The organism is Xanthomonas sp. LF02-5 (genome assembly GCF_034105325.1).
Lineage (GTDB): Bacteria > Pseudomonadota > Gammaproteobacteria > Xanthomonadales > Xanthomonadaceae > Xanthomonas_A > Xanthomonas_A sontii.
On sequence record NZ_JAXGGF010000001.1, the window covers coordinates 469,528 to 482,297 of the forward strand.

Genomic DNA, 12,770 nt, shown 5'->3' on the forward strand with positions numbered 1-12,770 from the left:
GGCCGCTTCCGATGCCCGCACTGATTCGCATCCGTACCTTTCTGCTGCTGTCCGCAATCGCCGCCGTGGCCGCACCGGCCGCGGCCAAGGCACCGAGTCCCGCCCAGGACGTGATGACCCCGGTGCTGGCCGGCGAGTTCGCGTTGCAGGCCGGGCAACTGGCCGACGCCTCGCGCTGGTACCTGCAGGCCGCCAACGACAGCCCCGGCGATGCCGGCCTGGCCGAGCGCGCCACCCGCATCGCGATGCTGGCCAACGACACCGCGGCCGCCGCCCAGGCGCTGGCGCTGTGGCGGCAGCGCGCGCCCGAGTCGCTGGCCATGCGCAGCGCCGAGGCCTCGCTGGCCCTGCGCAACGGCAACCTGCGCCAGGCGCGCAGCCTGCTGGTGGCCTTGCTGCGCGACAAGGACCCGCGCGGCTGGCGTTTCGCGCTGATCGCCCTGGTCAGCGGCAACCGCGATCCGGAGGTCGCGGCCAAGGCCCTGGACCAGTTGCTCGACGCCAATGCCATCCCCGACCAGCTCGAGGCCTGGCAGGAGTTCGGGCGCCTGGCGCTGCGCCTGGACCAGCCCAAGCTGGCCGAGCGCATCGTCGACCAGTTGGTCAAGCGTTTCCCGCAGGAGCCGCGGGTGGCGCTGTTGCATGCCACCCAGTTGCAGCAGGCGGGCAAGACCGAACAGGCGCGCGCGTTGCTGCAGGGCGTGGAGCCCAAGGTGTCCGGCGACCCGGAACTGCGCACGGCGCTGGCCTATGCCTACGACGCCATCGGCGACACCGCTGCCGCGGCGCGGGTGCTGGCGCTGGGGCCGCAGACCACCCAGAACTACGGCCTGCGCGCCTCGATGCTGGCCAAGCTGCAGGACAATGCGGCCCTGACCGCGCTGTACGACGAGTTGCGCAAGGGTGCCGACCGGCCCGATCCGGAGCGGCGCCTGCTGCTCGGCAAGATCGCCGAGTTCCTCAAGCGCAACCAGGAGGCGGTGGACTGGTACCGCGGCGTGCCGGGCGGCCCGCTGCGCAGCGAGGCGCGGCTGCGCGCCGCCGGCGCGCTGTACGCGCTCGGCCAGAAGGACGCGGCCTTCGCCGAGGCGCGCGCGCTGCAGGACGATGCCGAGGCCGACGATGCCGCGCGTCGCGACGCCTACGTGCTGGAGGCGGAACTGCGCCAGCGCAGCGGCGACGACGCCGGCGAGCTGCAGGTGTTCGAGCGCGGCCTGGCTGCGTATCCGGACGACAACGCGCTGCTGTACGCGCGCGGACTGTCCTGGGAGCGTCGCGACCGCATCGACCGCGCCGAGGCCGACCTGCGCAAGATCCTGGTCACCGACCCGGAGAACGTGGCGGCGCTGAACGCGCTCGGCTACACCCTGGCCGACCGCACCAAGCGCTATCGCGAAGCGCTGCAGCTGATCGACCGCGCCCGCACCGCCGATCCCGACAATGCCGCGATCATCGACAGCTACGGCTGGGTGCTGTACCGGCTCGGCAAGACCCAGGAGGCGCTGGTGCAACTGCGCCGCGCCTGGAGCCTGGTGAAGGATCCGGAGATCGCCGCGCATATCGGCCAGGTGTTGTGGGAGCAGGGCAAGCACGAGGAGGCCGACAAGTACTTCGACGAGGCGCGCAAGCTCGATCCGGACAATCGCGCGCTGCGCCGCGCCCTGGACAAGGTGGCGCCGTGACCGCGGGCCTGCGCACCGCCTGGGCGCTGGCCGCCGGGCTGCTGCTGGCCGGTTGCAGTGCGCTGCCGACCCGCACCCCGTCGCCGGTCGCCGTCGCCGCCCCCGACGCCGCTGCGCAGCAGGCCGAGGCCGCGCGTGCGCAGTGGCTGCGGGTGCATCCGGACTGGTCGTTCCAGGGGCGGGTGGCGATCACCAAGGGGCGCAACGGCGGCAGCGGCCGCATCGACTGGACCCAGCGGCAGCGCCAGTACGAGGTGCAACTCAGCGCGCCGGTGACCCGGCAGAGCTGGCGCCTGACCGGCGACAGCCACTCCGAGGCCGGGCGCCTGGAGGGGCTGGAGGGCGGTCCGCGCGACGGCGAGAACGCCGAGCAGCTGCTGCTGGAGGCGACCGGCTGGGAGATCCCGGTCAACCTGCTGCCCGATTGGGTGCGCGGGTTGGTGGCCGCCGACGCGCAGGCGCCGGAGCGGGTCGACTACGACGCGCAGGGCCGGCCGCATACGCTGCGGCAGATGGGTTGGGAGATCGAATTCCAGGACTGGTATCCGCCCAGCGACGGTCGTCCGGCGCTGCCGCGGCGCATCGAGGCGCGCAACGGCGACGCCAAGGTGCGCCTGCTGGTCGACGCCTGGACCGTGCCTGCGCCATGAGCGGGGGCACCGACGGGGGCTGGTCGTCCTGGCCGGCCCCGGCGAAGCTGAACCTGTTCCTGCAGATCACCGGCCGCCGGCCGGACGGCTACCACCAGTTGCAGACCGTGTTCCGCCTGCTGGACTGGGGCGATACGGTGCATCTGCGGCCGCGTGCGGACGGGGTGGTGGCGCGGATCGGTCCGTCCGTGGCCGGCGTCGCCGAGGCCGACGATCTACTGGTGCGTGCCGCGCGCCTGCTGCAAAAATCGGCAAATATCGCCCAAGGTGTGGATATCCGCGTCGAAAAGCGTATCCCGGCCGGCGGTGGCTTCGGTGGCGGTTCGTCCGATGCGGCGACCGCGCTGGTGGCGCTGAACGCCCTGTGGGGCGCCGGGCTGGACGAAGACGCCTTGGCCGGCCTCGGCCTGTCGCTGGGCGCGGACGTGCCGGTGTTCGTGCGCGGGCGCGACGCCTGGGCCGAGGGAGTGGGCGAGCAACTGACCCCGATCACCCTGCCGCCGGCGTGGTATGTGCTGGCCGATCCGGGGGTGCACGTGCCCACCGCGGCCCTGTTCCAGTCCCCGGATTTGACGCGGGATGCTGCGCCCGCGAAAATAGCGGACTTCGTTTCAGGTTTCCTGCTCGGCAATGCGTTCGAGCCGGTCCTGCTTCGCCGCGAACCGGCCGTCCAGGCCACGTTCCAGGCGCTGGCTCGGATCGGCACGCCACGCCTGACCGGGTCGGGGAGCGGTTGTTTCGTCGAGTTCGCCGATCGCGCTGCCGCCGTGCGCGCGCTGGCGGACTTGCCGGACGGGATGCGCGCCTGGGTGGCAGGTGGCGTCCCGCGTTCGCCGCTGCTCGACGCGCTGGAGGCTTGATACAGGTTTACGCAGGGGCGTCGCCAAGAGGCCCAAGGCACCAGGTTTTGATCCTGGCATTCGTAGGTTCGAATCCTACCGCCCCTGCCATTTAGGTATGCAGATCCCTCTGCAAGAGCCCGCACATTCATGTGCGGGGATTCAACGGGAAAGGCATCGCTTCTCCTCGCGTTCCGATTCACCCTCTTTTCGCCGCCACACGCTCTTTGCAGCCACCCGAGAGACCCCTCATGCAAGACCAACGCAACCTGCTGGTGTTCTCCGGCAACGCCAACAAGCCCCTGGCCAAAAGCATCTGCCGTGAGTTGGGCGTGCGCCCCGGCAAGGCGATGGTCTCCAGCTTCTCCGACGGCGAAGTGCAGGTGGAGATCGAGGAGAACGTGCGCCGGCAGGAAGTGTTCGTGATCCAGCCGACCTGCGCGCCCAGCGCAGAGAACCTGATGGAGCTGCTGGTGATCATCGACGCGCTCAAGCGCGCCAGCGCCGCCAGCGTCACCGCGGTGGTGCCGTACTTCGGCTACTCGCGGCAGGACCGGCGCATGCGCTCCTCGCGCGTGCCGATCACCGCCAAGGTCGCGGCGAAGATGTTCAGCGCGGTCAACGCCGACCGCGTGCTGACCGTGGACCTGCACGCTGACCAGATCCAGGGCTTCTTCGACATCCCGGTCGACAACGTCTACGCCTCGCCGCTGCTGCTGGCTGACATCTGGCGCGCCTACGGCACCGACAACCTGATCGTGGTGTCGCCGGACGTGGGCGGCGTGGTCCGTGCCCGCGCGGTGGCCAAACGCCTGGACGATGCGGACCTGGCGATCATCGACAAGCGCCGCCCGCGCGCCAACGTGTCCACGGTGATGAACATCATCGGCGACGTCGAGGGCAAGACCTGCGTGCTGGTCGACGACATCGTCGACACCGCCGGCACCCTGTGCGCCGCCGCGGCCGCGTTGAAGGAGCGTGGCGCCCTGAAGGTCGCCGCGTACTGCACGCATCCGGTGCTGTCCGGCCCGGCGGTGAGCAACATCAGCAATTCGCAACTGGACGAACTGGTGGTCACCGACACGATTCCGCTGTCGGAGGCCGCTCGCGCCTGCGGCAAGATCCGCCAGCTCAGCGTCGCCGAGCTGCTGGCCGAAACCATCCGCCGCATCGCCTTCGGCGAGTCGGTGAGCTCGTTGTACGTGGATTAAAGGCTGGGAATGGGGAATCGGGAATAGGGAATGGGCGAAGCGCGGCATTGCGCTGTTGCGATTCCCCATTCCCGGTTCCCCACTCCCGGCTTCACAGACTCTTCTGGTCGCGGAAGAGTCATCAAAACCGCCGCGAGGCGGTTCATTCAACCAAGGTAGTAAACGCAAATGGCAACCACGCATGAAATCAAGGTTCAGCGCCGCGAAGTCGAGGGCAAGGGTGCGAGCCGCCGCCTCCGTCGCGACGGCCTGATCCCGGCGATCGTCTACGGTGGCGATCTGAAGCCGGTCAACATCCAGCTCGACCACAACGAAGTCTGGCTGGCTAGCCAGAACGACTGGTTCTATTCGTCCATCCTCAGCCTGAGCCTGAACGGCGACGTGCAGAAGGTGCTGCTGCGCGATATGCAGCGTCACCCGTTCAAGCAGCTGATCATGCACATCGACTTCCAGCGCGTGAACGACAACGAGGCCCTGCATGCCTCGGTGCCGCTGCACTTCATCAACGAGGACGTGTCCCCGGCCGGCAAGTCGGCCGAAGTGGTCGTCACCCACGAGCTGAACGAAATCCAGGTCGTGTGCCTGCCGAAGGACCTGCCGGAGTTCGTTGAAGTCGACCTGGCCGCGCTGTCGGTCGGCGACGTGATCCACCTGTCCGACCTGAAGCTGCCGGCTGGCGTCGAGCTGCCGGAACTGAAGCTGGGCAAGGAGCACGACGTGGCGGTGGTCATCGCCAAGCACGGCCGTGTCGAGGAAGAGCCGGAAGCCACCGACGCGGCGGCTGCCGCCGAGCCGGCCAAGAAGGACGGCAAGTAATCGCCTGCGCGGCGTCCGGGCCATCGGTCCGGACGCCGCGGCGATGCATTGCGCATGACTGGTCTGCGTCTGATCGTCGGCCTGGGCAACCCCGGCGCCGAACACGCGAACACCCGGCACAACGCCGGGTTTCGTTTTGTCGACGCGTTGGCCGAGCGGGCCGGCGCGCGCTGGAGTGTGGACGCCAAGCTGTTCGGCGAGACCGCCAAGGTCGAGGTCGCGGGGCAGTCGGTGTGGCTGCTGAAGCCGGCCACCTTCATGAACCTCAGCGGCAAGTCGGTCACGGCCGCCTTGCGCTTCTGGAAGATCGAACCGGCGCAGGCGCTGCTGGCGCATGACGAGCTGGACCTGGCGCCGGGCACGGCGCGGCTCAAGTTCGACGGCGGCCACGGCGGCCAGAACGGACTGCGCGATACCATCCGCCTGCTCGGGCATGCCGGCTTCCATCGCCTGCGCATCGGCATCGGCCATCCCGGCCACAAGGACAAGGTGGTGCCCTGGGTGCTGGGGCGCGCCGGCAAGGACGACCAGGTGCTCATTGATCGCGCCATCGACGACGCCATCGACGTGCTGCCGCTGGCCGTGCAGGGCGATTTCAACGAGGCGATGAAGCGGTTGCATACGCAGGGGAAATAGGGAATGGGGAATGGGGAATGGAAAGGCGGCTATGCTTTCCGATTCCCTATTCCCGATTCTCCATTCCCGGATTACACACATGGGCATCAAATGCGGCATCGTCGGCCTGCCCAACGTCGGCAAGTCGACCCTGTTCAATGCGCTGACCAAGGCGGGCATCGCCGCGGCCAATTTTCCGTTCTGCACCATCGAGCCGAACGTGGGCGTGGTGCCGGTGCCGGATCCGCGCCTGAATGCGCTGGCGGCGATCATCAATCCGCAGAAGGTCGTGCCGACCGCGGTCGAGTTCGTCGACATCGCCGGCCTGGTCGCCGGTGCGGCCAGCGGTGAGGGCCTGGGCAACAAGTTCCTGGCGCACATCCGCGAGGTCGATGCGATCACCCACGTGGTGCGCTGCTTCGAGCATGGCGACATCATCCACGTGAACAACAAGGTCGACCCGGTCTCCGACATCGAGACCATCGACACCGAACTGGCCCTGGCCGACCTGGATAGCGTCGAGAAGGCGCTCAACCGCGCCGAGCGTTCGGCCAAGGGCGGCGACAAGGACGCGGCGGCGCGCAAGCCGGTGCTGGCCAAGCTGCAGGCCGCGCTGGCCGAGGGCAAGGCCGGGCGCAACGCCGGGCTGGACGAGGAAGAGAAGGCGCTGGTGCGCGACCTGTTCCTGCTCACCCTCAAGCCGGTGATGTACATCGCAAACGTGCTGGAAGACGGCTTCGAGAACAATCCGCACCTGGATGCGGTGCGCGCGCATGCCGCCGCCGAGGGCGCCGAGGTGGTCCCGGTGTCGGCGGCGATCGAGGAAGAGCTGTCGCAGCTGGACGACGCCGACCGCGATGCGTTCCTGGCCGATCTGGGTCTGAGCGAGCCGGGCCTGAACCGGGTGATCCGCGCCGGCTACACCCTGCTGGGGCTGCAGACCTACTTCACCGCCGGGGTGAAGGAAGTGCGCGCCTGGACGGTCAAGGCCGGGTCGACCGCACCGCAGGCCGCGGCGGTGATCCACACCGACTTCGAGAAGGGCTTCATCCGCGCCGAAACCATCGCCTACGACGACTTCATCAAGTACAAGGGCGAGGCCGGCGCCAAGGAAGCCGGGCGCCTGCGTCTGGAGGGCAAGGAGTACCGCGTGCAGGAAGGCGATATCCTGCATTTCCGCTTCAACGTCTGATGCGTGCGCGTGTCCTGGCCGGGCGCGCGCGAGCCACGACGATTTCCTGCGACATCGCGTCAAAATACTGTTGACAAGGCGGGGATGTCAGGGAAGAATAGCGGGCTGTTTCACCCCTCTCTGATTTCGGCCTCGCAGCCGGGTTCGAGTGGGTAAGTTGGAGGGATACCCAAGCGGCCAACGGGGGCAGACTGTAAATCTGCTGGCTTACGCCTTCGGTGGTTCGAATCCACCTCCCTCCACCAGTTATTTTGTTGTGGCAGTGCGGCATCCCGTAGCGGGAGTAGTTCAACGGTAGAACCTCAGCCTTCCAAGCTGATGGTGCGGGTTCGATTCCCGTCTCCCGCTCCATTGAACGCGCTTGTGTCACAATAGAACAACGCTCACGTAGCTCAGTCGGTAGAGCACCTCCTTGGTAAGGAGGAGGTCGAAGGTTCGATTCCTTTCGTGAGCACCATATTCAGTCGTCAAATCTTTCTACGATCACCGAGAAGAAGCAGCCATGGCCAAGGGTAAGTTCGAGCGCACCAAGCCGCACGTCAACGTCGGCACCATCGGTCACGTCGACCACGGCAAGACCACGCTGACCGCGGCGCTGACCAAGATCGGCGCAGAGCGCTTCGGCGGCGAGTTCAAGGCGTACGACGCGATCGACGCGGCCCCGGAAGAGAAGGCGCGCGGCATCACGATCTCGACCGCCCACGTGGAATACGAATCCCCGACGCGCCACTACGCGCACGTGGATTGCCCGGGTCACGCGGACTACGTCAAGAACATGATCACCGGTGCGGCGCAGATGGACGGCGCGATTCTGGTGTGCTCGGCCGCTGACGGCCCGATGCCGCAGACCCGCGAGCACATCCTGCTGTCGCGCCAGGTCGGCGTGCCGCACATCGTGGTGTTCCTGAACAAGGCCGACATGGTCGACGACGCCGAGCTGCTCGAGCTGGTCGAGATGGAAGTGCGCGAGCTGCTGAGCAAGTACGACTTCCCGGGCGACGACACCCCGATCATCCACGGTTCGGCCCGTCTGGCGCTGGAAGGCGACCAGAGCGAGATCGGCGTGCCGGCGATCCTGAAGCTGGTGGACGCGCTGGATTCGTTCATCCCGGAGCCGCAGCGCGACGTGGACAAGCCGTTCCTGATGCCGGTGGAAGACGTGTTCTCGATCTCGGGCCGCGGCACCGTGGTGACCGGCCGTATCGAGCGCGGCATCATCAAGGTGGGCGACGAAATCGAAATCGTCGGCATCCGTGCGACGCAGAAGACCACCGTGACCGGCGTGGAAATGTTCCGCAAGCTGCTGGACCAGGGTCAGGCGGGCGACAACGCGGGCCTGCTGCTGCGCGGCACCAAGCGTGACGATGTGGAGCGCGGCCAGGTGCTGTGCAAGCCGGGTTCGATCAAGCCGCACACCGAGTTCGAAGCCGAGGTGTACGTGCTGTCGAAGGACGAGGGCGGCCGTCACACCCCGTTCTTCAAGGGTTACCGTCCGCAGTTCTACTTCCGCACCACCGACATCACCGGTGCGGTGCAGCTGCCGGAAGGCGTGGAGATGGTGATGCCGGGCGACAACGTCAAGATGGTGGTGACGCTGATCAACCCGGTGGCGATGGACGAGGGCCTGCGCTTCGCGATCCGCGAAGGCGGCCGTACCGTCGGCGCCGGCGTGGTGGCCAAGATCATCAAGTAATGCCCTCCGGCGGCGAAGGCCGCCGGGCTCGACGGCAGGATGGCGGTCTCGGTCGCCGGAATCCGACGAGGTGCAGGCGGCTATGGCCGTCGGGTTCAGCGAAGGGCGGGCCGGAACCTTCGGTCCGCCTTCGCCGTCTCAGGGAAGTGCAGTCGTTCTTACTACACGCCAGTAGCTCAATTGGCAGAGCAGCGGTCTCCAAAACCGCAGGTTGGGGGTTCGAGTCCCTCCTGGCGTGCCAATCTGCCGCTCCCTATCCAGTGACCTCGGTCGCATAGCAGCAAGAGTCGGATGAACAGCAAGATCGAGCATTCCAAAGGCCCCGCCGCCTCTGTCGGTGGCGATATCGTCAAGTACGTCATCGCTGCGTTGCTGGTGGTCGCCGGCCTGTTTGTCTGGTTCTGGTTCGGCGATGCGAGCCGTGCTGCACAGCTGGGGAGTTGGTCCGGTCCGCTGCGCGGACTGGCGGTTGTGGCCGGTCTGGTCGCCGGTGCCGCGGTGTTCCTGTTGACGGCCAAGGGCCGCGAGGGCCGCGAGTTCCTGTCCGAATCCCGTTTCGAACTGCGCAAGGTGGTGTGGCCGACCCGCCAGGAAGCCATCCGCACCACCTGGGTGGTGATCGTGGTGGTGATCATTCTGAGTCTGTTGCTGGGCGGGTTCGATTTCCTGATCCAGAAGCTGATGCAGTGGTTCGTGAGCCGTTGAGGAGAGTGCAGCAGTGAAGCGTTGGTATGTCGTTCACGCCTATTCAGGCTTCGAGAAGTCCGTGGCCCAAGCGCTGCGCGACCGTATTGCGCGTGACGAGATGCAGGAGCGCTTCGGTGACGTGCTGGTCCCCACCGAGGAAGTGATCGAGATGCGCTCCGGCCAGAAGCGCCGTTCCGAGCGCAAGTTCTTCCCGGGTTACGTGCTGGTCCAGATCGAAACCCACGACGAAGGCGGCATTCCGCGCATCGACAACGAAAGCTGGCACCTGGTCAAGGAAACGCCGAAGGTGATGGGCTTCATCGGCGGTACCGCCGATCGTCCGCTGCCGATCCGCGACGAAGAGGCCGATGCGATCCTGCAGCGCGTTCAGGATGGCGTGGAGAAGCCGCGTCCGAAGGTGCTGTTCGAGCCGGGCCAGATGGTCCGCGTCACCGACGGCCCGTTCAACGACTTCAATGGCGTGGTCGAGGAAGTCAACTACGAGAAGAGCCGCCTGCGCGTGGCGGTGCTGATCTTCGGCCGTTCCACCCCGGTGGAACTGGAATTCGGTCAGGTCGAGAAGGCCTGAGCCCGTCCCGGCGCGGCTGCGCCGGGCGCCAAAATCTCTGCTATACTGCGCGGCTCCCTGTCCAGGCAAGCCGTCGGGCAGAACGGAAGCCGCCGCGAGGCGGCTTTCTGCGCACTTCAAAAACGTGATGGCGGGACACGTGATTTTCCCGTCGCGATGGGGAGCCTGCGGTTTAGGCGCTAGCACCCGGAGACACTAAAATGGCAAAGAAAGTCGTCGGTTACATCAAGCTGCAGGTGAAGGCCGGTCAGGCCAACCCCTCGCCGCCGGTCGGTCCTGCGCTGGGTCAGCGTGGCCTGAACATCATGGAATTCTGCAAGGCGTTCAATGCCGCCACGCAGAAGCTGGAGCCGGGCCTCCCGACTCCGGTCATCATCACGGCCTATTCGGACCGTACCTTCACCTTCGTCACCAAGAGCACCCCGGCCAGCGTGCTGCTGAAGAAGGCCGCGGGCGTCAGCTCCGGCTCCAAGCGCCCGAACACCGAGAAGGTGGGCAAGGTGACCCGCAAGCAGCTCGAAGAGATCGCCAAGGCGAAGGAAGCCGACCTGACGGCGGCGGAGCTGGAAGCGGCGGTACGCACGATTGCGGGTTCCGCCCGCAGCATGGGCCTGACGGTGGAGGGTTAAGCAATGGCACAGACCAAGCGACAGAAAGCGATCCGTGCTGCCGTGCAGCCGGGCAAGGCGTATTCGATCGACGAAGCGCTGAAGATCGTCAAGACCACCAGCAAGGCCAAGTTCGTCGAAGCCGTCGACGTGGCCGTGCGCCTGGGCGTGGACGCGAAGAAGTCCGACCAGCAGGTGCGCGGTTCCACCGTGCTGCCGGCCGGTACCGGCAAGAGCGTGCGCGTGGCGGTGTTCGCTCCCGCCGGCGCCAAGGCCGATGAGGCGCTGGCCGCCGGTGCCGAAGCCGTCGGCATGGACGACCTGGCCGAGAAGATGCAGGGCGGCGACCTGAACTACGACGTGGTCATCGCCACCCCGGACGCGATGCGCGTCGTCGGCAAGCTGGGCACCCTGCTGGGCCCGCGCGGCCTGATGCCGAACCCCAAGGTCGGCACCGTGTCCGCCAACCCGGCCGAAGCGGTCAAGAACGCCAAGTCGGGCCAGGTGCGCTACCGCACCGACAAGGCCGGCATCATCCACTGCACCATCGGCAAGGCCAGCTTCGAAGACGACGCGCTGAAGAGCAACCTGCAGGCGCTGCTGCTGGACCTGGTCAAGGCCAAGCCGGCGACCTCGAAGGGCACCTACCTGCAGAAGATCTCGGTGAGCTCGACCATGGGTCCGGGCGTCACCATCGATCAGGCGTCGCTGTCCCTGAAGTAATCGCAACACGGCGCCGCCCGACAGGTGCGGCGCCGGTGTCACCCTTTTGAAGGCGTCGCCCGGGGCAACCCGACGCGAAGCCGTCAAAGACCGCAGGCGCGGTCTGCGCACACCGACGACGGGCACGGAAGCTCGACACGGCAAGGAGTCGCCGTCGGTACAGCGGGATCGCTTAATCAGCCCCTCGGGGCCAGCCGGCGTAGATGGTGCCGCCTTTCTGGAGTTTTTCTGGTGCAGGCCAGCCCGGTGTTCCGGGCGCGCTCACTCCAGGTCTGGAACGGCCACCAACTGGGATGCCATGCGGCATCCCCGGCATCCAGGAAGGAGGCCGCCCAGGACCGCAAGCGGCAGGAGCCGCGAGCGGAGTAAGTTTGAAGCAGGGATTCGGGATTCGGGATTGGGGATTGGCAAGAGCGGCGGTATCGCTCCTGGCGCATCCCAGGTCGCGCATTTCAACTCCCGGCTTTAACGGAGGAGTGCAATGGCTCTCAATCTGTCCCAGAAGCAAGAAGTCGTCGCCGAACTGGCCGACGTCGCCGCGAAGGCCCACTCCTTGGTTGCTGCCGAGTACGCCGGCATCACGGTCTCGCAAATGACCGCGATGCGCAAGAAGGCGCGCGAAACCGGTGTGTACTTGCGTGTTGTCAAGAACACCCTGGCCGCGCGTGCCGTTGCCGGTACCGAATACGAGTGCGTCCAGGACGCGCTGGTCGGTCCGCTGCTGTATGCGTTCTCGACGGAAGAACCCGGCGCTGCCGGTCGTCTGATCAAGGAATTCGCCAAGGGTAACGACAAGCTGCAGGCCAAGGTCGTGTCGCTGGGTGGTCAGCTGTATCCGGCCGCTCATCTCGAGGTGTTGGCGTCGCTGCCGACCCGCGAGCAGGCGCTGGCCATGCTGGCACGCGTGCTGGCCGAGCCGGCGAGCATGTTCGCCCGTGCGGTCAAGGCCGTGGGCGACAAGCAGGGTGGCGGCGACGCCGCGCCTGCCGACGCCGAAGCGGAAGCCCCGGCCGAAACGGCTTAAGTTCGCGACACCTGAAACGGTTCACTAGAACCTCATCCAGAAAAAATTCCAAAGGTAATCACAATGTCCCTGTCTAACGAGCAGATCGTCGACGCAATCGCCGAAAAGACCCTCATGGAAGTGATGGAGCTGGTCAAGGCCATCGAAGACAAGTTCGGCGTCTCCGCCGCCGCCCCGGTCGCCGCTGCCGGTCCGGCCGTGGCCGCCGCGCCGGTCGAAGAGCAGACCGAGTTCAACGTCATCCTGATCGACGCCGGCGCCAAGAAGGTCGACGTCATCAAGGCCGTCCGCGCCATCACCGGCCTGGGCCTGAAGGAAGCCAAGGACCTCACCGAGGCCGGCGGCGTCCTGAAGGAAGCCGTGTCGAAGGAAGACGCCGACAAGTTCAAGAAGGACCTGGAAGCCGCTGGCGCGAAGGTCGAAGTCAAGTAAGCAGTCCCT

Annotated in this window: 14 protein-coding genes and 5 tRNA genes; all 19 read left to right on the top strand. The window is 66.8% G+C overall.

What is annotated here, in order from left to right:
* Nucleotides 1-11: 11 nt before the first annotated feature.
* The 19 genes from SLW52_RS02075 to rplL all read left to right on the top strand — a co-directional run bounded on the left by SLW52_RS02075 (nt 12) and on the right by rplL (nt 12,761).
* Nucleotides 12-1,682, top strand: a complete 1,671-nt coding sequence (locus SLW52_RS02075; RefSeq protein WP_320739523.1) for a tetratricopeptide repeat protein — start codon at nt 12-14, stop codon at nt 1,680-1,682.
* Nucleotides 1,679-2,332: a lipoprotein insertase outer membrane protein LolB gene (gene lolB, locus SLW52_RS02080; RefSeq protein WP_320739522.1), complete on the top strand. Its 654-nt coding sequence runs from the start codon at nt 1,679-1,681 to the stop codon at nt 2,330-2,332. The genes SLW52_RS02075 and lolB overlap by 4 nt, the downstream gene beginning before the upstream one ends.
* Nucleotides 2,329-3,192, top strand: a complete 864-nt coding sequence (gene ispE / locus SLW52_RS02085) for a 4-(cytidine 5'-diphospho)-2-C-methyl-D-erythritol kinase (protein ID WP_267093572.1) — start codon at nt 2,329-2,331, stop codon at nt 3,190-3,192. The genes lolB and ispE overlap by 4 nt, the downstream gene beginning before the upstream one ends.
* A gap of 13 nt (nt 3,193-3,205) precedes the next feature.
* Nucleotides 3,206-3,282 (top strand) — tRNA-Gln (locus tag SLW52_RS02090).
* Between the two features lie 140 nt (nt 3,283-3,422).
* On the top strand, nt 3,423-4,382 hold the full coding sequence (locus SLW52_RS02095) for a ribose-phosphate diphosphokinase (protein WP_017911658.1): 960 nt from the start codon (nt 3,423-3,425) through the stop codon (nt 4,380-4,382).
* Nucleotides 4,383-4,550: 168 nt separating this feature from the next.
* Nucleotides 4,551-5,198: a 50S ribosomal protein L25/general stress protein Ctc gene (locus SLW52_RS02100; protein WP_017907366.1), complete on the top strand. Its 648-nt coding sequence runs from the start codon at nt 4,551-4,553 to the stop codon at nt 5,196-5,198.
* A gap of 54 nt (nt 5,199-5,252) precedes the next feature.
* Nucleotides 5,253-5,834 carry an aminoacyl-tRNA hydrolase gene (gene pth, locus SLW52_RS02105; RefSeq protein ID WP_017907367.1) on the top strand — a complete coding sequence of 194 codons (582 nt, stop codon included), beginning with the start codon at nt 5,253-5,255 and terminating at the stop codon, nt 5,832-5,834.
* A 79-nt stretch (nt 5,835-5,913) separates the two neighbouring features.
* Nucleotides 5,914-7,005: a redox-regulated ATPase YchF gene (ychF, locus tag SLW52_RS02110; RefSeq protein ID WP_010341267.1), complete on the top strand. Its 1,092-nt coding sequence runs from the start codon at nt 5,914-5,916 to the stop codon at nt 7,003-7,005.
* 159 nt (nt 7,006-7,164) lie between these two features.
* Nucleotides 7,165-7,250: transfer RNA gene (locus SLW52_RS02115), tRNA-Tyr, on the top strand.
* Between the two features lie 32 nt (nt 7,251-7,282).
* Nucleotides 7,283-7,356, top strand: a tRNA-Gly gene (locus SLW52_RS02120).
* A 30-nt stretch (nt 7,357-7,386) separates the two neighbouring features.
* Nucleotides 7,387-7,462: transfer RNA gene (locus tag SLW52_RS02125), tRNA-Thr, on the top strand.
* Between the two features lie 45 nt (nt 7,463-7,507).
* Nucleotides 7,508-8,698, top strand: coding sequence for an elongation factor Tu (gene tuf / locus SLW52_RS02130; RefSeq protein ID WP_043093035.1), 1,191 nt, complete (start codon nt 7,508-7,510; stop codon nt 8,696-8,698).
* 165 nt (nt 8,699-8,863) lie between these two features.
* Nucleotides 8,864-8,939, top strand: a tRNA-Trp gene (locus SLW52_RS02135).
* Between the two features lie 50 nt (nt 8,940-8,989).
* Complete coding sequence (gene secE / locus SLW52_RS02140) at nt 8,990-9,403, top strand: preprotein translocase subunit SecE (protein WP_017908390.1); 414 nt, start codon at nt 8,990-8,992, stop codon at nt 9,401-9,403.
* A gap of 13 nt (nt 9,404-9,416) precedes the next feature.
* The gene (nusG, locus tag SLW52_RS02145; protein ID WP_010341344.1) at nt 9,417-9,974 is read left to right on the top strand and encodes a transcription termination/antitermination protein NusG; all 558 of its coding nucleotides are present in this window, start codon (nt 9,417-9,419) and stop codon (nt 9,972-9,974) included.
* A 200-nt stretch (nt 9,975-10,174) separates the two neighbouring features.
* A complete protein-coding gene (gene rplK, locus SLW52_RS02150) occupies nt 10,175-10,603 on the top strand; it encodes a 50S ribosomal protein L11 (RefSeq protein ID WP_010341342.1) in 429 nt (142 codons plus the stop codon).
* Nucleotides 10,604-10,606: 3 nt separating this feature from the next.
* Complete coding sequence (gene rplA / locus SLW52_RS02155) at nt 10,607-11,305, top strand: 50S ribosomal protein L1 (protein WP_048490044.1); 699 nt, start codon at nt 10,607-10,609, stop codon at nt 11,303-11,305.
* Between the two features lie 481 nt (nt 11,306-11,786).
* Nucleotides 11,787-12,329: a 50S ribosomal protein L10 gene (rplJ, locus tag SLW52_RS02160; RefSeq protein ID WP_010341340.1), complete on the top strand. Its 543-nt coding sequence runs from the start codon at nt 11,787-11,789 to the stop codon at nt 12,327-12,329.
* Nucleotides 12,330-12,392: 63 nt separating this feature from the next.
* Entirely contained in the window at nt 12,393-12,761 is a 369-nt protein-coding gene (rplL, locus tag SLW52_RS02165; protein ID WP_010341338.1) for a 50S ribosomal protein L7/L12, read from the top strand.
* Nucleotides 12,762-12,770: the final 9 nt, after the last annotated feature.